A 22,037-nucleotide genomic window follows, 5' to 3' on the forward strand; every position below is an offset into this window, starting at 1 on the left:
CGGAATTAAGAATCGATGAGTGAGTATAAAGATACCCTGAACTTACCTGAAACAGGGTTTCCAATGCGCGGCAATCTGGCCAATCGTGAGCCAGAAATGCTTAAGCGTTGGTACAAAGAAGATCTTTACGGTGAAATCCGTAAAGCTAAGAAAGGCAAAAAGTCATTCGTATTGCACGATGGCCCTCCTTACGCAAATGGTGACATTCATATTGGTCACGCACTAAACAAGATTCTTAAAGACATTATTATTAAATCCAAAACACTTTCAGGTTTTGACGCACCTTACATCCCAGGCTGGGACTGCCACGGTCTACCTATCGAATTGATGGTAGAGAAGAAAGTAGGCAAGCCAGGCCAAAAAGTGACGGCAGCTGAGTTCCGCGAGAAATGTCGCGAGTACGCTGCAGGTCAAGTTGAAGGTCAAAAAGAGAGCTTCAAGCGTCTTGGCATCATGGGTGAGTGGGACAAGCCATACCGCACTATGGACTTTGCAACTGAAGCGAACATCATCCGTGCACTTGGTAAGATCGCAAGCAAAGGTCACCTGCTAAAAGGTTTCAAACCTGTTCACTGGTGTACAGACTGTGGTTCTGCTCTTGCTGAAGCGGAAGTAGAATACAAAGATAAAGTATCGCCATCTATCGACGTTCGTTTTAAAGCGGCTGACGAAGCTGCGCTTCTGTCTAAGTTTGAGCTGACTGAAGGCCATGAAGGTAAAGGCGATATCTCTATTGTCATCTGGACGACAACACCTTGGACGCTTCCTGCGAACCGTGCTGTGTGTCTACGTGATGACCTTGAGTATGTACTTATCCAAGTTGAAGGTGAGCAACCTGAACGTATCATCGTTGCTGCTGAGTTAGCGAAAGACGTAATGGACCGTGCGGGTATCGAGCACTTCCACAATCTTGGCTTTGCTAAAGGTGCGGATCTAGAGCTTTCTCAATTCCAACACCCATTCTACGATTTCACTGTACCGGCGATCCTAGGTGATCACGTTACGACTGATTCAGGTACTGGTGTTGTTCACACTGCTCCTGGTCACGGTCAAGAAGACTTCGCGGTTGGTAACAAGTACAACCTAGAAGTAGCAAACCCAGTTGGCTCAAACGGTGTTTACCTACCAGATACAGAGCTATTTGCTGGTCAGCACGTATTTAAAGCGAACGATGCAGTAGTAGAAGTACTAAAAGAAAAAGGTGCACTACTACACCACCACGCTTACGAGCACAGCTACCCACACTGTTGGCGTCATAAGACTCCAATCATCTTCCGTGCTACACCTCAATGGTTCGTTTCTATGGACCAAGCTGGCCTACGTGCTAAAGCATTAGAGTCAATCAAGAACGTAGAGTGGATGCCTGAGTGGGGTCAAAGCCGCATCGAAGGTATGATCGAAGGTCGCCCTGAGTGGTGTATCTCTCGTCAACGTACTTGGGGTGTGCCAATTGCTCTGTTTGTTCATAAAGAAACAGCAGAACTTCATCCAAACACGCTAGAGCTGATCGAGAAAGTCGCTAAGCTGGTTGAAGAGAAAGGCATCCAAGCATGGTGGGATGTCGATGCAGCTGAACTACTAGGTGCTGACGCTGACCAATACGAAAAAGTACTCGATACGCTAGACGTATGGTTCGATTCAGGTGTCACTCACTTCTCCGTTGTTGATGCTCGTGAAGAGTACAACGGCAACAGTGCAGACCTATACCTAGAAGGTTCTGACCAACACCGTGGTTGGTTCCAGTCTTCTCTAATTTCATCTATCGCGATGAAAGACGAAGCGCCTTACAAACAAGTACTGACACACGGTTTCGTGGTTGATGGTCAGGGTCGTAAGATGTCTAAATCTATCGGTAACGTGGTTGCGCCAAAAGACGTAACTAACAAGCTAGGTGCTGACATTCTTCGTCTATGGGTTGCTTCAACAGACTACACTGGTGAAGTTGCGGTTTCGGATGAAATCCTAAAACGTAGCGCAGATGCTTACCGTCGTATCCGTAACACAGCGCGTTTCTTCCTTGCTAACCTAAGCGGCTTCAACCCTGAAACAGACATCGTTCCTGTTGAAGAGATGGTTGCGCTAGATCGCTGGGCAGTTGGTCGTGCGCTAGCAGCACAAGAAGAGATTGTTAAAGCATACGAAGAGTACAACACACACGGTGTGACTCAGCGTCTAATGCAATTCTGTTCGATCGAAATGGGCTCTTTCTACCTAGACGTAATTAAAGACCGTCAGTACACAGCAAAACGTGGCGGCAACGCTCAACGTAGCTGTCAGACTGCACTTTACTACATCGTAGAAGCGCTAGTTCGTTGGATGGCGCCTATCATGTCGTTCACTGCCGATGAAATCTGGAACGAAATGCCAGGCGAGCGCGACAAGTTCGTATTCACTGGTGAGTGGTTCGACGGTTTATTCGGCCTTGCTGAAGGTGAAGAGCTGAACAATGAATTCTGGGCTGAGATCCAAGCGGTTCGTGGTGCAGTAAACAAACTTCTAGAAGATGCGCGTAAAGAGAAAACCATCGGTGGTGCACTACAAGCTGAAGTGACTCTATTTGCTGATGACGCTTTAGCGGCGAAGATCAACAAACTTGAAGATGAACTGCGCTTTGTTCTACTAACCTCTGCGGCGAAAGTTAAGCCTCTAGGTGAGAAGACTGATGCAGCACAAGCCACGGATATCGAAGGCTTGTTTGTTGAAGTAGCAGCAGCTGAAGGCGAGAAGTGTGATCGTTGTTGGCACCACACGCCAGACGTAGGCACAATTGAAGGTCACGAGAAAATCTGTGGTCGTTGTGTGTCTAACGTAGAAGGCGAAGGTGAAGTACGTAAATTCGCGTAATTGCCTAGAACGACTGAACTTTTTTTAAAATTAACAGCCCCAGTATTTACTGGGGCTGTTTGTAGGTAAAGTAATGAGTGAAAAAGCACTGTCTTTAAAGCAATCTGGTATTCGCTGGTTATGGTTAGCGGTGGTTATCTTTTTAGCTGATATTGGCATTAAGTATGTTGTAATGAACAACATGGGATATGGCTGGGCAAACCGCATAGAAATTTTGCCATTCTTTAATCTTTTGTACGTGCATAACTATGGTGCTGCTTTTAGCTTTTTGAGTGATCAAGCGGGCTGGCAACGTTGGTTATTTACAGGTATTGCTTTTATCGTTACAGGTCTTTTGACTTACTGGATGAGCAAACTACCAGCGAAAGAGAAATGGAATAATATTGCTTATGCCATGATTATTGGTGGCGCAGTAGGCAACGTATTCGACCGAGTAATACATGGGTTTGTCGTAGATTATTTGGACTTTTTCTGGGGTAATTATCACTGGCCAGCGTTCAACCTTGCAGACATGACGATCTGTATTGGTGCCGCGATGATTATTCTTGACGGCTTTCGAAAGAAAGACGAGGCGAAAGCCTAAGTAGTGGCAGTGTATATTGCGAAAAGTTGAATAACCCTAAGCGTCGCCCGTTGATTCGGGCGACGCTTTTTATTATGTTGGAGCGCCAATCAGCATATCAATGTATAAAAAGACCAAGCTGACAGCGTAATAACCCAAGAACAAGGAAGCAGTAACGTGACAACAATAACCAATGAATCTGTAGTAACCCTCCACTTTACGATTAAAATGAAAGACGGATCGGTTGCGGATAGTACTCATAACATGGGTAAACCAGCGAAATTTGTTATGGGTGATGGCAGCTTGAGTGAAAACTTTGAGCAGTGCTTAATAGGCTTAGAAACAGGCGCACAAAAAGCGATTGAGCTAAAAGCAGAAGACGCGTTTGGCATGCCAAACCCAGACCATGTACACCATATGGATCGCACTAAGTTTGTAGGTGATGCAGAAGTAGAAGTGGGTACAATCATGGCGTTCAGTGGTCCTGATGGCATGGAAATCCCGGGCATTATTACAGAGATTGCTGGCGATTCAGTCACTGTGGACTTCAACCACCCTCTAGCGGGACAAGACGTGACTTTCGAAGTTGAAATTTTGTCAGTAGAATAGCGAACCCAATAAAGATAATTTCCATGAGCAATGAAATGAAAATCCTATTAGCTAACCCACGCGGCTTTTGTGCTGGTGTAGACCGTGCGATTAGCATCGTAGAGCGTGCGCTAGAGATGTATCAGCCACCGATTTATGTTCGTCATGAGGTGGTGCATAACCGTTTTGTGGTTGAAGGGCTAAAGCAACGTGGCGCTGTCTTCGTTGAAGAGCTGCATGAAGTGCCAGACAACAACATTGTGATTTTTTCTGCTCATGGTGTATCGCAGGCGGTTCGTCAGGAAGCTAAGCAGCGAGATTTGACGGTATTTGACGCAACGTGTCCTTTGGTAACCAAAGTGCATATGGAAGTAGCGCGAGCAAGCCGCCGCAATATGGAAGTGGTTCTGATTGGTCACGCAGGTCACCCTGAAGTGGAAGGCACAATGGGGCAGTACGCGAGTGAAACGGGTGGTATGTACTTGGTTGAAACCCCTGCCGACGTTGAGAAACTGAAGTCGATTGTGAAAGATCCATCAGATCTTCATTACGTAAGCCAAACGACACTTTCTGTAGATGAAACTGCCGATGTTATCGAAGAGCTACGCCGCGTCTTCCCAGATATCCAAGGACCACGTAAAGACGATATCTGTTACGCGACACAAAACCGCCAAGATGCCGTACGTGAATTAGCGAGTGACGTAGATGTGATGGTTGTGGTGGGTTCTAGAAACTCATCAAACTCTACACGTCTTAAAGAGCTAGCTGAAAAGCTAGGGACACCTGGCTACTTAACCGACTGTCCGGAAGATATCAAACCTGAGTGGTTCGAAGGCAAAACAAAGGTCGGCGTGACTGCGGGGGCATCTGCTCCGGAAGAGCTCGTTAATCAGATTCTAGAGCGAATCAAAGAACTCGTCGGTGCCGAAGCGGTCGATGAAGTGCTTGGTCGTGAAGAGAATATGTTCTTTGAAGTACCCAAAGAACTGCAAATCAAGCAAGTGGATTAATCTCCATTTATCGAATATTCAAAAGGCGACCAGTGGGTCGCCTTTTTTACATCTCTCTCAGTTCATTTAGGTAATCACGAATTTGGTCTTTCCCTAAACCATCGATAATCATATCGGACATCTTCGTGATTCTTCGCTCAAGCGACTGAGCAACCCTTTCGCAATGTGCGTACACCTCTTCATCAGAACCTTCAGTCGGAAAGGCATCGACTTGCCAGTTTACTCGAACGCCCCCCGCAAGCCATTGAGGAGCTGCCTCTTGATGTAAAGAGTCACAGAGAATAATCACGATGTCAGGAAGAAACTGAGTTCGCTCTTCCCATGAGTGGGTGTGGATATGTGGAATGGGAAGTTGGTGGTCATCTAAATATTTTTGCACCACCGGGTGAACTGTGCCTGTGGGATGAGACCCACCGCTGGCGACACTAAAATCTGCTGGCAGGATATGGGTTGCGATCGACTCAGCGAGCACACTTCGTCCAGCATTGTGCTTACATATGAACAAAACTTTATACATCATCGCCTCGTCTTTTCGGAGCGTCTTATTTATACGCTAGCGGAAACTCAGCGGTGATGTGTGAACTTTTTGTGTTAGTGGCTAATGCCCAGCATCTCTTTGAGCACTTTAAGGTAGCGGCGGCTTACTGGTATCTCAAAGCCAGTTTTGGTGATGATTTCTGCTAATCCGTTTTCGAGTAATTTGATTTCGCTGATGGCCTTAATGCTGACTAAGTATTGGCGATGACAGCGTACCAGTGGGGTTTTCTCTTCTAGCGTTTTTAATGTCAGTTGAGTGCTCGCGGCTTGGCTGGTGGAGCGTACATGCACGCCGCTGATGTCACTGTATGCACATTCTACCGTGTCGGTGGCCATGATAACGATACGGTTGTGCCCGATGCATGGAATCTGATCTAAAGTATCGGGCGTAATAGCAGACAGCTGTTGAGTTAGGGCGGATTGACTAATGACTTTATTTAGCCGTTTGACCGTTTTGGTTAAACGGCATGGGTCGACAGGTTTGAGCAAGTAATCAAAGGCATTGTCTTCAAATGCTTGAATTGCATACTGGTCGTAAGCCGTGACAAAAACCACATAAGGCATGGTTTCTGGATCAAGCATTCCAAGTAGTTCAATCCCAGTAACTTGAGGCATTTGGATATCGAGAAACACCACATCAGGTTTGAGCTCATTGATTTTTTTTAGACCAAGGATCGCGTTTGAGGCATTGCCCACCACTTCAACTTGGCCTGTTTCATCCAATAACTCTGTCAGCTCTTCACGAGCAAACTGTTCATCATCAATGACGAGTGCGGTTAACATCCAACATTACCTTTATTGCTTCAGAGTGCTTTTATGATTTTGGGGGAATGATAAAGCTCATTTTAGTAAATTGATGTGGCTCGCACGTAATTTTTAGCGATGCATCACGCCCAAATTGATTAGTGAGACGTTTGTCGACAATTTCTAAACCTAGCCCGGAGTGGTTTTCTTTTGGCGGTTCAAAACTGCCTGCATTGTCTTCGACGGTAATCAAATGACCTTGTGGGTGTGCTTCGCTGTATATATGAACTTTACCACCTTCAAGCATGTTTGAAATGCCGTGTTTAATGGCATTCTCAACCAAAGGCTGGAGTGTAAAGCTTGGCAATTTGATGTCCAGCAATTCAGGTTGAATATCGATTTCAACCTCTAAGCGGTCCGTAAAACGAGCTTTTTCGATGCTCAAGTACGAGTTCACATGTGCAAGCTCTTCCTTTAGCGTCACGGTATTAATGTTCTGCTTTAAATTGCTGCGGAAGAAGTGCGATAAATTTTGGATTAGCTCGCGCGCTTTGTCAGGATCACGACGAGTAATCGCACTAATAGTATTGAGTGCATTAAACAAAAAGTGTGGATTCACCTGAGCGTGAAGCAGTTTGATTTCTGCTTGAGCGAGTAAGGCTTGTTGTTGTTGGTAATCGCCATACAGGATTTGGCTAGAGAGAAGCTGAGCTATCCCTTCCGCCATTGACATGTTGGCCGTGGAGAACAATTTAAGCTTCGGTTCATACAGCTTTATGGTACCAATGACCTCTTTTCCCGCACGTAGTGGGATGATCAGCGCGGAGCCAAGTTTGCAGTCTTTTGCGATGGAACATTGGTATGGACGTTCTGCGCCATCAAGATAAATGATGTCGTTTTTCTCCATGGAGTCTAATGTGCTTTGCGATGAAATCGGCGTGTTCGGTTTATGGTGATCATCGCCAATGCCCACAAACGCTAAGATTTTTTCTTGGTCGGTAATCGCGACAGCGCCCACTTTTGTTTCTTCATAAATAATACGCGCGATTTTCTCTGCGTTTTCGGTGTTGAAGCCGTTGCTTAGAATTCCCACTGAGCGATCAGCAATGGTGAGTGCTCGACGCGAAAACGTCGCAGAAAACTTTTCAAAGATCGCTTTTCTGTCTTGCAGGATACTCATGAACAACGCCGCACCAAATGAGTTTGCGATGATCATAGGTGCTGCAATGGCGGACACCAGTTCATAGGCTTGATCAAAAGGTTTCGCGACGGCGAGCAGCAAAATCATTTGCACCACTTCTGCAACAAACGTGACGCTGAATACAACGCTTGGATTAAACAGCAATGCGCCTTTATTTCGCTTGATAAGATAAACGTGGAGCAAGCCACCAATTACACCCTCGGCGGTGGTTGAAATTGCGCAGGCGAGGTCAGTAAAGCCACCAAGAGAGTATCGATGGATGCCACCAGTAAATCCGACGGCGAAACCTACAACAGGTCCACCAAACAGCCCGCCCATGACCGCGCCGATCGCTCGAGTATTGGCAATAGCGTCGTTGATATGCAGACCGAAATAGGTGCCGAGAATACAAAAGCCAGAGAAAAGTACGTAACAAATTAGGCGGTGGCTTAAGCGCGAAGAAATACTCAGCAAAGGTAAGATGATTGGCGTTTTACTTAGCATGTAAGCCAAAACTAAGTAAACACACATCTGTTGTAAAAGGGAAACGACCAGTTCCATAGTGAACCTAACCTAGAATCAATGTTGTTATTGTATACCTAAGTCACTTCAAGATGCTTGGCTCAGATAAATAAAGACAGCTTAATACATTGCGCTGCGCTCCGAGTTCTGAATCTTAAAGTGACTTGGGTATAAAACAAAAAGAGCCTGCAATTGGCAGGCTCTTATCTTAGTCACTCGGATGCGACGAGTATTACGCTGTTTCTGATACGGCTTGTGGTTTCTCTTCGTCAGCCAGTTCAGTTTCACCTTTACCCTTAGAGGTTTTGATAACGTAACCAGTCACTGCTAGGGCAAACACAATACCGACGATAGTTGATAGTTGCATTGGCAGGCCAAAACCTAGCGAGCTGTTGTTTAAGATGAACGTGACACATACCGTGGTCATGAAGATAGCAGGGATCGTGGTAATCCAGTGCAGTTTGTTGTGACGTAGTAGGTAAGCGGACGCAGTCCAAAGCATCATTACTGCTGTTGTTTGGTTAGCAAAACCGAAGTAGCGCCAGATAATGCCGAAGTCTACTTGAGTTAAGATACCGCCGATAACGAACAGTGGAAGTGCCATCAGTAGGCGGTTACGTAGCGTCTTTTGTTCCATGTTGAAGTATTCAGCAAGGATCAGACGGCTTGAACGGAACGCTGTATCGCCAGACGTAATTGGTAGGATTACCACACCTAAGAACGCAAGGATACCACCGAACACACCAAGCAGACCAAATGATGCGCTGTATACCACGTTACCAGGACCACCGTTTTTCACAGCTTCTGATAGTGCGTCTAGAGAGCCGAAGAAAGACAGAGCGATAGCACACCAGATTAGCGCGATAACACCTTCACCAATCATTGCTCCGTAGAAGACGAAACGACCGTTTTTCTCGTTTTCCATACAACGCGCCATCAGTGGAGACTGAGTCGCGTGGAAGCCAGAGATCGCGCCACATGCGATAGTGATGAACAGTGCTGGCCATAGTGGCATATCATTTGGGTTAAGGTTCGAGAACATGTCTGAAACTTGGAAGTCACCCATTACTGTGTGTTCGCTAGAAAACGCAACGGCTGTCATTAGACCAACAGACATAAAGATGAGTAGAGCGCCAAACAGTGGGTAGAAGCGGCCAATGATTTTATCGACAGGAACAATCGTCGCAATGATGTAGTAAGCGAAGATAGCAATAACCATAGTCGTCATGCTTACGCTCAAGCTTGTTTGATCATTGATGAGGTTAGTAATCATGCCTGCAGGAGCAGAAACGAACACTACGCCAACAAGAAGCAGTAGGACAATGGCAAAAATATTCATAAAGTGTTTTGCGCCATTACCTAGGTAGCGACCTGTGATAGTAGGTACAGATGCGCCGCCGTTACGCACTGAAAGCATGCCTGAGAAGTAATCGTGTACTGCGCCAGCAAAAATACAACCGACAACAATCCAAAGCATTGCCGCTGGACCGTATAGTGCACCCATGATTGGGCCGAAAATTGGACCAACACCAGCGATGTTAAGTAGCTGAACTAGATAAACTTTCTTTGTTGACATTGGAACGAAGTCAACACCGTCCGATTTGGTGTGAGCAGGCGTTTGGCGTTTTTCATTGATGCCGAAAATCTTCTCGACGAAAGCGCCGTAGATGAAGTATCCGCCGATTAGGGCTGCGACACAGGTTAGAAACCACATCATAGCAATTGTCCTTGGTCTTAGTTGGGTAGGGTAATTTTTTAATCTCAGGATGCATGTTATGCGTCACTTGTGTTAAATGCATTCGGTTAGTAGATGAGTGGTCGAATAGAGCACTGAGTGGTCGATATACTGCTTGAGCGGTTTTTAAAAATGGCGAATGGTTGATTGCAGTAGTGAGCGGCTGATTTGAGGCGTCAGTGGTTTAATCTGCAAGCTAAGCGGCAAACGCCAATAATTAGTGGTAAGCTTATTTTTGAAAACAATTGCTTAAGGAAGAACCATGAAAAAGGCAACGTTAGGTTTGGCGCTGGCTTTACTTGCAGGATGCGCTGCAACGACGGAAGATCTTGCCAAGTCAGGAGATTGGCATCAGATCGGATATCAAGATGGTGTAGCCGGACACACATCACGCACGATGAGCGAGCTGCGTGAGTTGGGTAGCGTTAAGCAAAGTGACTACGACCAAGGTTATTTAGAGGGTCTACGTGAATACTGTAACCCTGCTTTTGCGTATCAAATGGGGTTATCTGGTCAGTATTATGAAGGAGTTTGTGAAGGTACTGAGCAAGCACAAAAATTCCGTATGGAATGGCAGCGTGGCTGGAATGAGTACTCAAATTAATAGTCAATAAAGCCGTTGTGATACCGTCCGCATAACATAATTGTGGCAAAATCCTTGTTATTAAACTATGTTCATATTGCTTGATAGTGAGCACAGAAAAAAGGAATCACATTATGTCAACGCAAATGGCTGGTGGCTGGAGTCCATTTAATGAACTCAAAGCAGAGGATAAAGAAGTATTTGCTAAAGGTATCGAGGGGTTTGTCGGTGTCAAATACTCCCCTTTGGTTGTGGCTACTCAAGTCGTAGCCGGACAAAACTATGCGTTTTTCTGTAATGCAGAAGTTGTCTACCCTGGAGCACAACCATACCCAGCAATGGTTCATATGTTCAGCGACCTTGAAGGTAAAGTCGGTATTACTCACATTGAACGATTGAACTACTAAATTAAGCCATAAAAGGCGCCTGACTTTTAAATAAGTGAGGCGCTTTATTGATTAAGATTGATTCGCTTGATCGATCACGACTTTTCTTAAATATCCTTGTTTGGCTTTCAGTTGTTCAGTCGCGCTTTCTTTATCCAGCCCGGTTAAAATCATCAAAATCGCTAACTTGGCGTCGTAGTCCGTTTCTTTGAGCGCAGTTTTAGCCTCTTGGTTAGTACAATCTGTTGCTTGCATAACAATACGAGCCGCTCTTGCAACTAGCTTTGCATTCGTCGCTTTCACATCTACCATTAAGTTCTGATAACTTTTGCCTAGGCGAATCATGCTTGCAGTAGTTAGCATGTTCAGGACGAGCTTTTGCGCCGTCCCTGATTTTAAGCGAGTGGATCCCGTTAACGCTTCAGGTCCAACAACGGGGCTGATCGCAATATCGGCAATATCTGCAATCGGAGAGTCAGGGTTACAAGATAGCGCTACAGTGGTGGCACCAAGTTCGTTCGCATACTCTAAGCCACCAATCACGTACGGTGTCCGTCCACTTGCCGCAATACCAACGACGACATCGCGTTGTGTTAGCGCATTCTCTTTAAGATCTTGCTCGCCTAGTGCAGGATCGTCCTCTGCCCCTTCTTTCGCGCGGAACATTGCCTCTTTTCCACCCGCAATAATACCAACGACCATCTCTGGATCCGTGCCAAAAGTTGGTGGGCATTCTGAAGCGTCCAAGACGCCGAGCCGACCACTGGTGCCTGCACCGATGTAAAACAACCGACCTCCGATCTTAAATGCTTCCGTGATCTTATCAACGGCTTGAGCGATCTCTGGTAGCACTTTCTCGACCGCAATTGGGACGAGTTTATCTTGTTGGTTTAAACGCTGCACAATATCGAATGAAGGAAGAAGATCGATATCCATTGTTTCAGGATTTCGACCTTCAGAGACGAGGTGAGAAAGAGCCGCAATAAGCGCGTCATTTGTCATAGTAATTTAAGCCTTCGTGATTAATTTTTTGAGTAGAGTACGCCAAGTGAAGCGAGACGACTTGCCCCTGTGACTTCCGGTAAATTGCTAGGGAGGCTATGAATATAGCGCTGCGCAAGCCAAGCAAATGCCATGGCTTCCATGTAGTCACCATCAACGCCTTTTTCTGCCGTTGTCGCAACGTGCCATTGTGGCAATAACTTAGTCAATCGCTGCATTAAAAGTGGGTTTCTTGCTCCACCGCCACAGACCAATAGTTGAGGCGTGCTGCCATGAGAAAACTTGTCGACTTCGTTGGCAATGGTAATCGCAGAATATTCGCAGAGTGTACGCTGTACGTCTTCGGTTGGTAAATTGTAATGAGCCAGTTGTTGATGCAGCCAGTCAATATTGAACAGTTCTCGCCCGGTACTTTTAGGTGCTGGTATGGCGAGGTAAGCTTCTTTAAGTAATTGAGTCAACAAAGTAGCGTTTACCGTTCCTTTCAGTGCAAATTGTGCATCTTTGTCGAAGCTTTGCCCAGTGTGCAGCGCACACCACGCGTCCATCAACATGTTGCCCGGACCTGTGTCATAGCCAATGACTGGTTGCTCGGGATGCAGTACAGATATGTTGGCAATGCCACCGATGTTCAGCACGACGGTGGTGGAATCTTGCATGGCAAAGATACTTTTATGAAAAGCGGGAACCAGCGGTGCACCTTGACCACCTAGCGCCATGTCTTTACGGCGAAAATCCGCTACCGTATCAATCCCTGTTTTCACTGCGATGATGTTGGCATCACCCAACTGAGTGGTAAACGGCAAGTTTCCGGTAGGCTGATGGAACACTGTTTGACCGTGATTACCAATCGCACGAATTTGCTCTGCGACGTAACCAGACTTATTGAGCAGCTGTAACACGGCATCTGCAAATAGGTGGCCGAGCTGGTGGTCAAGTTCACCTATGGCTTTTAAATTTGTTGCTTGACCGGTACAAACAGATAACAGCATGTCTTTTAGTGCTGCGGGCATTGGGTAGTCGTCGTGCGCAATCAGGCGAACGTGCTCATCGCTTATTTCAACTAGAGCGGTATCAACGCCGTCCATACTCGTTCCAGACATCACACCAATGTACAGTTCGTTAAATTTCATAGCCGATCTCGTCAATTCTTCATTCACTTATTGTAAAGCAAATCTGAAGCGAATAACCTCATCGAATACGAGATATTCAGCCGATTTTGAGGAGAAAACATGGGACCGTTATGGGTTGACGTCGCGGGTTATGAACTGACCGCTGAAGACAAAGAAATTCTGGAACATCCTACGGTTGGTGGCTTAATTCTATTTGCTCGTAACTATCATGATAGTGAACAGCTTCAAGCACTTACTCAATCAATCCGCAAGGCAGCCAAGCGCCCGATTTTGATCGGTGTGGATCAAGAAGGCGGTCGAGTGCAGCGCTTTCGTGAAGGTTTCTCATTAATTCCTGCTGCTGATGAGTACGCTAAACATCAAAATGGTGAAGAGCTTGCTCGTATGGGCGGTTGGTTAATGGCAGCAGAGCTGATTGCCCACGACATTGATTTAAGCTTTGCCCCGGTACTTGACCAAGGCCATCAATGTAAAGCGATCGGTAACCGTGCATTCGGTGAAGATGCCGATACCATTCTTCGCTATAGCACTGCTTATATGCAAGGAATGAAGAGTGTTGGCATGGCAACGACAGGCAAGCACTTCCCGGGTCACGGTGGTGTGATTGCTGATTCACACTTAGAAACGCCATACGACGAGCGCAGCGACATTTTTGAACAAGACATGGCTATCTTTAAAGCGCAAATTGATGCCGGTATTTTAGATGCCATGATGCCTGCTCACGTGATTTTTCCGAACTACGACTCTCAGCCTGCGAGTGGTTCAGAATACTGGTTGAAACAAGTTTTGCGACAGCAACTCGGTTTTAAAGGCTTGGTTTTCTCCGATGATCTGACGATGGAAGGCGCTGCAATCATGGGAAGCCCTGCCGAGCGTGGGGCTCAAGCCTTGAAAGCCGGTTGCGATATGCTATTGATGTGTAATAAGCGCGAAGCACATATTGAGGTGTTGGATAACTTGCCGGTATCAACTGTGCCACTGGCGGATGCGTTACTGAAAAAACAGTCGTTTTCTCTAAGCGATCTCAAGTTATCTCAAGAGTGGAAAGCGGCGAGTGAAGCGATGAAACGCTTGACCAGCTAAACCTCTTGTAAACGATTCAAAACACCGATTATAAGCCAAAGTTAATTATACTTTGGCTTTTTATTTATCTGTAAATAATAATTTACACCAAATGTTTTTTATTGTGTACGCTTGTTTTTCTTTTTTAGCCTGTTATCTTGTCGTTAAAGCTTAGTTGTCTCACCAAGGATTTGGTTGGGTGTAAAAATAAATGTACAGGTTAGAGTTATGCAGAAAAGTGAGTTGAGCAATATTAATATTAGCGAAGAGCAGGTTCTTATTACCCCAGAGGAGCTAAAAACCAAGCTTCCTTTGAGTGAAAAAGCGCGCCGCTTTATTCAAGAGTCTCGCCAAACTATCGCTAATATTATTCATAAAAAGGATCATCGCCTGCTGGTTGTATGTGGTCCATGTTCTATCCACGACGTGGAAGCGGCGAAGGATTACGCAAAACGTCTTAAAGCGCTCTCTGAACAACTAAGTGACCAACTGTATATTGTTATGCGTGTTTACTTTGAAAAACCACGCACCACGGTCGGCTGGAAAGGGCTGATTAACGATCCGCACCTCGATGGCAGCTTCGATATTGAACATGGTCTGCATGTTGGACGCGAACTGCTAGTGGAATTGGCAGAGATGGAAATCCCGCTCGCGACTGAAGCTCTGGACCCAATTAGCCCACAATACTTGGCGGATACTTTTAGTTGGGCTGCGATCGGCGCACGTACTACGGAGTCACAAACTCACCGTGAAATGGCAAGTGGCCTGTCTATGCCAATCGGTTTTAAAAATGGCACGGATGGTAGTTTGGCAACTGCAATCAATGCGATGCAAGCTGCGTCTTCTAGCCACCGTTTTATGGGGATCAACCGTGAGGGACAAGTAGCGCTATTGACCACTCAGGGTAATGCTAATGGGCATGTGATCTTACGTGGTGGCAAGCAAACCAACTACGACTCAGTGTCAGTTACTGAGTGTGAGCAAGAAATGGCGAAATTTGGCCTTGATGCATCATTAATGGTGGATTGTAGTCACGCCAACTCACGTAAAGATTACCGTCGCCAGCCATTAGTCGCAGAAGATGTTATTCACCAAATCCGTGAAGGTAATAAGTCCATTATCGGCCTTATGATTGAAAGCCATATCAATGAAGGAAATCAATCTTCTGACTTAGCTCTTGAAGAGATGAAATACGGTGTATCTATCACTGACGCATGTATCAATTGGGATTCAACTGAGGCACTATTACGTCATGCACATGAAGAGCTCGTGCCTTTCTTAGAAAATCGTCTAAAGGCTAATTAATACAGGATTTAAGGAACATCAATGGCAGTTGAACTTAACGCATTGCGCGATCAGATTGATGCAGTCGACAAGCAAATGTTGGAGCTATTGGCCCAGCGTTTGGCGCTCGTAGAGAAAGTTGGGGAAGTTAAAAGCGAACATGGTTTGCCTATTTATGCCCCTGATCGTGAAGCGGCGATGCTGGCTTCTCGCCGAGCAGAAGCTGAGAAAATGGGAATTCCTCCACAGCTTATTGAAGACATTCTGCGTCGTACCATGCGTGAGTCTTATGCCAGTGAAAAAGACTCCGGTTTTAAGTGTTTGAACCCTGAATTACGCTCAGTGGTCATTATTGGTGGTAATGGCCAGTTAGGCGGCCTGTTTGGACGTATGTTCAAGCTATCTGGTTATCAAGTCAAAGTGCTTGGCAGCAAAGACTGGGATCGTGCGGATGACATCCTAAAAGATGCGGGCCTGGTGGTGGTTACTGTGCCAATTCACCTAACAGAAGGTGTGATTGAAAAGCTAGGTAATCTGCCACAAGACTGCATTCTGTGTGACCTGACTTCTATCAAATCTAAGCCACTGCAAGCAATGTTGAATGTGCACCAAGGACCGGTGGTTGGTTTGCACCCAATGTTTGGCCCAGATGTTCCGAGCCTTGCCAAGCAGGTTATTGTGTACTGTGATGGCCGTGGAAATGATCAATACCAATGGTTGCTGCAACAGTTTGGTATTTGGGGCGCGAGTTTGTGTCAGATTGATGCGCAAGAGCACGATCATGGCATGACGTTAATCCAAGCGCTGCGTCACTTCACCTCATTTGCTTACGGCATGCATCTAAGCAAAGAGAACCCGAACATTGAGCAACTGTTAAAGTTGAGCTCACCAATCTACCGCCTGGAGTTGGCGATGGTAGGGCGTCTGTTTGGTCAGGATCCAAACCTCTACGGTGACATTATTCTCTCATCGCAAGAAAACATCGACATGATTAAGCGATTCCACCAACGCTTCGGCGAAGCACTTGCGATTTTGGATAGCAAAGATAAAGCCAAATTTGTCGAAAGCTTTGAGCTGGTGAGTGAGTGGTTTGGTGATTATTCACAACAATTTATGAATGAGAGCCAAAACTTACTCAAACAGGCGAATGATAATATTCATCGCGGTTAATCGCGGGTTATCTATCCGTGTGGAGCCCGAAACGAAAAGAGCAGCTTACGCTGCTCTTTTTTGTGTCGAGAGATAAATCAGTTAGTCGCGGTATTGCTGGTATCTTCACTTGATACTGTATTGATACTGGTGTCGCGATAGGGGGAGTTGGTTAAATTGACTTGCAGACGCACGACATTATCAATCAATTGAACTAAAGGGCCCCATTTCACTTTTTTCTCTTTTTCAAATACATAATTGAAGTTTTCTGGCGTCCACTCCATCAAGTATTGAGGGTTGAGTGCTCGCCCGAGAAAGCGCACCTCATAATGCAGGTGCGGGCCAGTGGAATTACCTGAACTACCACATTGAGCAATCACATCGCCTTTACTGACAAATTGGCCGCTTTTCACTTTAAAGCGTTGTAAGTGAGCAAAGGAGCTCATAAAGCCAAATGAGTGACGAATAGTGACATAGTTTCCATAGCCACGATTACTCGGGCGAACGGTTTCCACCACTCCGTCTGCAGGCGCGAGGATTTCTTCTCCTCGTTTACAGGTAAGATCGATACCTGTATGAACGTGTCGTTTACCTGAAATCGGATTAATTCGACTGCCGTAGGAAGAAGAAATACGTTGGTATGTCACTGGGCTATCATTTGGAATCAAACGAAACATGGTTGCTCGAACCGCGGAATCGATAGCTGCTGCATCAATTCGCTCTTCTAACGCCATGTTGTTTTCATCGATCATCAGCTCTTCGTCTGCGAGACCTAGAACCGATTCGACGTCGAATACCCGTTTTCCTAATAGCTGAATTTGATTGTTTTTATCGGTCAATGACTGAGAAAGCGAGTGGTTGGTATCAAGCTGCTCTTCATAAAGCGCGGTGATTTCGGCCTTTTCACTTTCTAGTTTGGCGATGGTTTGTGTTAGTTCGTCTTTATTGTGTATCTGCTGTTGATTGAGATACCACGCGCCACCAACGACGGCGGGTAATGCCAATACGGAAGCAAATACTGCTAGGACCGAACTGCGGCCCAAATAGAACTGCTGATCGCCGTCTTTCGTCGGGATCTGCATGATGATTTTTTTAGACATAGTTATTGTTACTTAAATAGGCGTTCATTTATTTTTCTCCTAAATCAGAGAGATGTTCTAACTCTCGGTTCAGAAGGTCGTTATTGCCTACATTCAATTCTATAAATCGTTTTAGTTGGCTAATGCTCTCGATGTCTATCTTGATGATCTTTAACCTAATCTCACACTTAGAAACATCCACAATTTGCGCTTTTAACGTAATCACTTGTTCAGATTGATCAAATGAAAAAGTAACATGGGCTGGAAGGGCTGGATCCAAAGCCTCAGTCTCTTCCACTTTCATGAGTAAACCATGTAAGGAAAGATCTTGAATCCTAGCTTCAATTGCCAAGTCACGTTGTTCTACCTTCGCTGGCGCTTGATGGAGAATGCGTGAAAAGCGTCGTCTCTCTGCCATGTGCATTTTCTCGTCATGTCTTCAAACAGAATTGAATAGTATATCAATGCGAACAAAAAATGTTCGATTGCTGTTTGAAAAGTGTCGAGGTCGCTACAGAGTGACGTAAGTGCAATGTCATGTTCTTAACGAACGAGACGGGCTAATGAGCTCTTTTTTATAACAAAGAAAACAAAGGCCGCTATGATAGCGGCCTTTGTACAAATTACAATCAAACTTTGCGGGTTGCTATTACTTCGCAATACGCTTGTATTTGATGCGGTGTGGTTCTGCGGCTTCAGGGCCCAACGTTTTCTTCAACCAGTCCATGTACTCGGTGTAGTTACCTTCGTAGAAGTTAACTTGGCCTTCGTCACGGTAGTCAATGATGTGGGTCGCGATACGGTCAAGGAACCAACGGTCGTGCGAGATAACCATTGCACAACCAGGGAACTCTAGTAGTGCTTCTTCTAGAGCACGCAGTGTTTCCACGTCAAGGTCGTTGGTCGGTTCGTCGAGTAGTAACACGTTACCGCCCGCTTTAAGCAGTTTCGCAAGGTGGACACGGTTACGCTCACCACCTGATAGCTCACCAATGATTTTTTGTTGGTCGCTGCCTTTAAAGTTAAAGCGTGAACAGTACGCGCGAGCTGGGATTTCGAAGTTGTTGATCTTAATGATATCAGCGCCTTCAGAAATCTCTTGGAATACGGTTTTAGAATCGTCCATGCTGTCACGGAACTGATCGACCGATGCTAGTTTTACTGTATCACCCATTTCAATTGTGCCTGAATCTGGTTGTTCAGTACCACTTAACATCTTGAATAGGGTCGATTTACCTGCGCCGTTCGCACCGATGATACCAACAATCGCACCTTTAGGGATGCTGAATGATAGGTCATCAATTAGAACACGGCCGTCAAATGACTTCGTTAGGTTCTTCACTTCAATAACTTTATCACCTAGACGCTCACCTGGCGGGATAAACAGTTCATTGGTTTCGTTACGTTTTTGGTGATCAGAGCTTTGCAGTTCTTCAAAGCGTGCCATACGTGCTTTTGATTTCGCTTGACGACCTTTAGGGTTTTTACGTACCCACTCAAGTTCTTTCTCGATGGTTTTTTGACGAGCACTTTCTTGAGATGCTTCTTGTTGTAGACGAGCGTCTTTTTGCTCCAACCATGAGGTGTAGTTACCTTCCCATGGGATACCTTCACCACGGTCAAGCTCTAAGATCCAACCCGCGGCGTTATCCAGGAAGTAACGGTCGTGGGTGATAGCGACTACAGTACCTGTGTAATCCACTAAGAAGCGCTCTAGCCAAGCGACAGATTCTGCATCTAGGTGGTTGGTAGGCTCATCAAGCAGCAGCATGTCTGGCTTAGAAAGTAGCAGGCGACAAATAGCGACACGGCGGCGTTCACCACCTGATAGATGCGCAATTTTTTGGTCCCATTCAGGTAAACGAAGTGCGTTTGCTGCTCGCTCAAGTGCGTTTTCTAGGTTGTGACCATCTTTCGCTTGGATCAGAGCTTCAAGTTCGCCTTGCTCTTTTGCAAGTGCGTCGAAGTCTGCATCTGGTTCTGCGTAAGCCGCATAGACCGCATCCAAACGTTTCAGTGCGTCAGCAACGTCAGCAACCGCTTCTTCAACAACTTCACGCACGGTTTTTGATTCGTCTAATACTGGCTCCTGAGGTAGGTAGCCTACGTTTAGACCAGGTTGTGGACGTGCTTCACCGTCGATATCCGTGTCGATACCTGCCATGATACGTAGCAGTGTGGATTTACCTGCACCGTTCAGACCTAAAACACCGATTTTCGCACCAGGGAAGAAGCTCAGAGAGATGTCTTTAAGAATTTGACGCTTAGGTGGCACAATCTTGCTCACCCGCGACATGGTATATACGTATTCAGCCATTGCCGATCGTTCCTAAATTAACTGTCATTCAAACCCATCATTTTATACCAAGTGCTTTGTTTTTGTTACCGCATTGCAAGAATTTCCCTTTCGAGTGGATTTCTTATTTTGAGCTGACCGGAAACTTACACAGTTAGGGTATACACTTTTGTTATTCGTTATAAATGACGAAGTGCTTTCTGCACAAGTTAGGAACTCCTTGTCTCCATCGTCTTAAAAGTTTCACGAGTACAATTTTTAATACACTAAGTTGCTTTACATGGACATCTGCATTCTGTGTAAATAGATGCATGTGTGAAAATTGCCTTAACATCACATGAACGCTAACAAAACGAGGCTTTGGGGCAGTATATGTCTGGGGAAAATGACACAAATGAGATTCAACGTATCTGAATTGGCTAAAAACGTATGCTGCGCCGCCGCGCTGTGTGCGATGAGTTTGAGTGCTAATGCTGCGCTGAGCTTGGAAAAGCAGCGTGAAGTTTATGAGCAAGCTCAAGATTTATTAGATAAAAATGACATCGACGGATACCTTTCGATCCGTCCTAAAATTTCTGACTATCCACTGACGCCTTATGTGGACTACCGAACGTTTATTAGACAGTTACCGGAAAAATCGCCACAGCAGGTGAACGAATTTATTTCGGAGCACGAGTCGTTTCCTTTTTCTCGTCGTGTGCGCGCTCCATACCTCAACCATCTTTATAAGCAAAAAGATTGGAAAACCATTACTGAGTTTCAAAAAGTCATTCCAAGTGGCGAGCGTTACCAATGTATTTTCTACGTGGCTCAGTTAGAGCAAGGTAAGACAGTCGCCGCGTTTAAAGGGGCTGAGCATATGTGGTTGCGTGGCAGAAGTATTGCCGATGAGTGCGATCCATTATTCGCAGCATGGGACAAGGCAGGTGAACGTACTGATGAATTAATTCTCCAGCGTATGCTACTGGCGTTTGATGCTCGTAATGGCAGTTTGATGAGTTACTTACTTAAACTGCCTAAATCCTCGCAGGCAAGGCAACAAGCGAAAGAAATGAAGGCGTTGTTTGACAACCCTTCAAGCGTTGCGGAGTTCGCGAAGAAAAAACCGGCTAATGATTTTAATCGAGCGCAAAGCGAATATGCGCTGGAAAAGCTAGCTCGCATGAATACCAGTCAAGCGCAGAGTGCGTATGATGCCGTCATTAAAGGGCAGAAGTTTTCTCCAGAAAAGGCGCAAGCCCTGGCTGACTATATCGCATTTCGATTGACCCGTACTGAGTCTGAGTCACTAGCTAAGTGGCGCGATGATAAAACGAAAACCAGCCAGTACTTACCGCTCATTGAAACTCGCATTCGCTTAGCGATTCAGAACGCGGATTGGAAGGGCGTACAAGAGTGGATTGCCGTTCTCAATAAAGAAGAGCAAGCGTCGCTTCGCTGGCAATACTGGCTTGGACGAAGTGAAATTGCGTTAGGTGATGACATCGCAGGGAAACAGCGTTTAGCGACTTTGGTCGGGCAGCGAAACTTCTATAGTGTGGCAGCCGCCAATGCGATTGGACAATCAATCAAATACCCTACGCATACGGTTAAGTTTGATAAGCGAGTGGTTCAGCCCTACCAAGACTCGTTAGTTCGTATTGAAGAGTTGATCGCGACGGATAAAATCGCAGCAGCGAAAAGTGAATGGGCACATTTATTGCGCCGCGTAGGGAAAGATGAAAAGGCGATGTTGGCGGCTTATGCGTCTTCTAAGCGTTGGCATAACCTAACGGTGACCGCGAGTATCCAAGCGAAGATGTGGGATAATATCGAACTGAGGTTCCCGATTGCGCATCGCTGGTGGTTTAACTTTTATGCAAAAAAACACAACATAGATCCCGTGACGATGATGTCCCTGGCTCGACAGGAAAGTGCGTTGGATGTCGAAGCCCGTTCTCCAGTTGGTGCTCGTGGTCTTATGCAGATCATGCCCGCTACAGCAAAGTACACGGCACGTAAATATAAGTTGAGTTATCAAGGTACGCAGGATCTCTACAATGTGGGAAAAAACATCGAAATTGGTAGCCATTATTTGCAAGGCTTATTAGAGGATTACGATAATAATCGTATTTTTGCTCTTGCTGCTTATAATGCAGGTCCTAACAGAGTAAAAACGTGGCGAGAGCGTACCCAAGGAAAAGTGGATGCTTATGCCTTTATTGAGGCAATTCCATTTAGAGAGACACGCGGTTATGTACAAAATATCCTGATGTTTGAAACATATTACCGTGATCTTTTGGGTATCGATGGCGCGTTCTTGAATCAACATGAGATCAATACCAAGTATTGAGTGAGGTAA

19 protein-coding genes are annotated in these 22,037 nt (G+C 45.7%); 10 read left to right on the forward strand and 9 right to left on the reverse strand.

The window, feature by feature from the left end:
* Nucleotides 1-15: 15 nt before the first annotated feature.
* The 4 genes from ileS (at nucleotide 16) to ispH (ending at nucleotide 5,004) form a co-directional block, all read left to right on the forward strand.
* Nucleotides 16-2,844, forward strand: coding sequence for an isoleucine--tRNA ligase (ileS, locus tag EX191_RS09940; RefSeq protein ID WP_170892373.1), 2,829 nt, complete (start codon nucleotides 16-18; stop codon nucleotides 2,842-2,844).
* Nucleotides 2,845-2,917: 73 nt separating this feature from the next.
* Nucleotides 2,918-3,427, forward strand: coding sequence for a signal peptidase II (gene lspA, locus EX191_RS09945; protein ID WP_012842131.1), 510 nt, complete (start codon nucleotides 2,918-2,920; stop codon nucleotides 3,425-3,427).
* Between the two features lie 156 nt (nucleotides 3,428-3,583).
* Nucleotides 3,584-4,015, forward strand: a complete 432-nt coding sequence (fkpB, locus tag EX191_RS09950) for an FKBP-type peptidyl-prolyl cis-trans isomerase (RefSeq protein ID WP_012842130.1) — start codon at nucleotides 3,584-3,586, stop codon at nucleotides 4,013-4,015.
* A 23-nt stretch (nucleotides 4,016-4,038) separates the two neighbouring features.
* Nucleotides 4,039-5,004 (forward strand): 4-hydroxy-3-methylbut-2-enyl diphosphate reductase, encoded by a 966-nt coding sequence (gene ispH / locus EX191_RS09955; protein WP_193447658.1) that lies wholly within the window; start codon nucleotides 4,039-4,041, stop codon nucleotides 5,002-5,004.
* 46 nt (nucleotides 5,005-5,050) lie between these two features.
* Here the strand turns inward: ispH and EX191_RS09960 are convergent, their stop codons facing one another.
* The 4 genes from EX191_RS09960 to EX191_RS09975 form a co-directional block, all read right to left on the reverse strand.
* Complete coding sequence (locus tag EX191_RS09960) at nucleotides 5,051-5,524, reverse strand: arsenate-mycothiol transferase ArsC (protein WP_193447659.1); 474 nt, start codon at nucleotides 5,522-5,524, stop codon at nucleotides 5,051-5,053.
* A 71-nt stretch (nucleotides 5,525-5,595) separates the two neighbouring features.
* Complete coding sequence (btsR, locus tag EX191_RS09965; protein ID WP_006743107.1) at nucleotides 5,596-6,324, reverse strand: two-component system response regulator BtsR; 729 nt, start codon at nucleotides 6,322-6,324, stop codon at nucleotides 5,596-5,598.
* Nucleotides 6,325-6,355: 31 nt separating this feature from the next.
* Nucleotides 6,356-8,026, reverse strand: a complete 1,671-nt coding sequence (locus EX191_RS09970; RefSeq protein ID WP_193447660.1) for a sensor histidine kinase — start codon at nucleotides 8,024-8,026, stop codon at nucleotides 6,356-6,358.
* A gap of 193 nt (nucleotides 8,027-8,219) precedes the next feature.
* Nucleotides 8,220-9,704 (reverse strand): carbon starvation CstA family protein, encoded by a 1,485-nt coding sequence (locus EX191_RS09975; RefSeq protein ID WP_005381914.1) that lies wholly within the window; start codon nucleotides 9,702-9,704, stop codon nucleotides 8,220-8,222.
* 280 nt (nucleotides 9,705-9,984) lie between these two features.
* On the opposite strand from EX191_RS09975, the gene EX191_RS09980 reads away from it, so the two are divergent.
* Both EX191_RS09980 and EX191_RS09985 read left to right on the forward strand, forming a co-directional pair.
* A complete protein-coding gene (locus EX191_RS09980; RefSeq protein WP_012842128.1) occupies nucleotides 9,985-10,326 on the forward strand; it encodes a DUF2799 domain-containing protein in 342 nt (113 codons plus the stop codon).
* Between the two features lie 113 nt (nucleotides 10,327-10,439).
* Nucleotides 10,440-10,712, forward strand: a complete 273-nt coding sequence (locus EX191_RS09985) for a hypothetical protein (protein ID WP_012842127.1) — start codon at nucleotides 10,440-10,442, stop codon at nucleotides 10,710-10,712.
* A 51-nt stretch (nucleotides 10,713-10,763) separates the two neighbouring features.
* Here EX191_RS09985 and murQ read toward each other — a convergent pair whose 3' ends face one another.
* Complete coding sequence (murQ, locus tag EX191_RS09990; protein ID WP_193447661.1) at nucleotides 10,764-11,693, reverse strand: N-acetylmuramic acid 6-phosphate etherase; 930 nt, start codon at nucleotides 11,691-11,693, stop codon at nucleotides 10,764-10,766.
* A 20-nt stretch (nucleotides 11,694-11,713) separates the two neighbouring features.
* Complete coding sequence (locus EX191_RS09995; RefSeq protein WP_193447662.1) at nucleotides 11,714-12,826, reverse strand: anhydro-N-acetylmuramic acid kinase; 1,113 nt, start codon at nucleotides 12,824-12,826, stop codon at nucleotides 11,714-11,716.
* A gap of 99 nt (nucleotides 12,827-12,925) precedes the next feature.
* Between EX191_RS09995 and nagZ the strand changes: the two genes are divergently transcribed.
* The 3 genes from nagZ to tyrA all read left to right on the forward strand — a co-directional run bounded on the left by nagZ (nucleotide 12,926) and on the right by tyrA (nucleotide 16,342).
* On the forward strand, nucleotides 12,926-13,909 hold the full coding sequence (nagZ, locus tag EX191_RS10000; protein ID WP_193447663.1) for a beta-N-acetylhexosaminidase: 984 nt from the start codon (nucleotides 12,926-12,928) through the stop codon (nucleotides 13,907-13,909).
* A 207-nt stretch (nucleotides 13,910-14,116) separates the two neighbouring features.
* Nucleotides 14,117-15,193, forward strand: a complete 1,077-nt coding sequence (locus tag EX191_RS10005; RefSeq protein WP_193447664.1) for a 3-deoxy-7-phosphoheptulonate synthase — start codon at nucleotides 14,117-14,119, stop codon at nucleotides 15,191-15,193.
* 21 nt (nucleotides 15,194-15,214) lie between these two features.
* Nucleotides 15,215-16,342 (forward strand): bifunctional chorismate mutase/prephenate dehydrogenase, encoded by a 1,128-nt coding sequence (gene tyrA / locus EX191_RS10010; RefSeq protein WP_193447665.1) that lies wholly within the window; start codon nucleotides 15,215-15,217, stop codon nucleotides 16,340-16,342.
* A 77-nt stretch (nucleotides 16,343-16,419) separates the two neighbouring features.
* Here tyrA and EX191_RS10015 read toward each other — a convergent pair whose 3' ends face one another.
* From EX191_RS10015 to ettA, 3 genes are all read right to left on the reverse strand, one after another.
* Complete coding sequence (locus EX191_RS10015; RefSeq protein ID WP_005397491.1) at nucleotides 16,420-17,421, reverse strand: M23 family metallopeptidase; 1,002 nt, start codon at nucleotides 17,419-17,421, stop codon at nucleotides 16,420-16,422.
* A gap of 28 nt (nucleotides 17,422-17,449) precedes the next feature.
* Entirely contained in the window at nucleotides 17,450-17,818 is a 369-nt protein-coding gene (locus EX191_RS10020) for a PilZ domain-containing protein (RefSeq protein WP_012842125.1), read from the reverse strand.
* A gap of 231 nt (nucleotides 17,819-18,049) precedes the next feature.
* The gene (ettA, locus tag EX191_RS10025; protein ID WP_005381894.1) at nucleotides 18,050-19,717 is read right to left on the reverse strand and encodes an energy-dependent translational throttle protein EttA; all 1,668 of its coding nucleotides are present in this window, start codon (nucleotides 19,715-19,717) and stop codon (nucleotides 18,050-18,052) included.
* 364 nt (nucleotides 19,718-20,081) lie between these two features.
* Here ettA and sltY point away from each other — a divergent pair, with 364 nt between their 5' ends.
* The gene (sltY, locus tag EX191_RS10030; protein WP_414718290.1) at nucleotides 20,082-22,028 is read left to right on the forward strand and encodes a murein transglycosylase; all 1,947 of its coding nucleotides are present in this window, start codon (nucleotides 20,082-20,084) and stop codon (nucleotides 22,026-22,028) included.
* Nucleotides 22,029-22,037 lie beyond the last annotated feature (9 nt).

Origin of the sequence: Vibrio chemaguriensis, assembly GCF_012275705.1 — a bacterium.
GTDB lineage: Bacteria > Pseudomonadota > Gammaproteobacteria > Enterobacterales > Vibrionaceae > Vibrio > Vibrio diabolicus.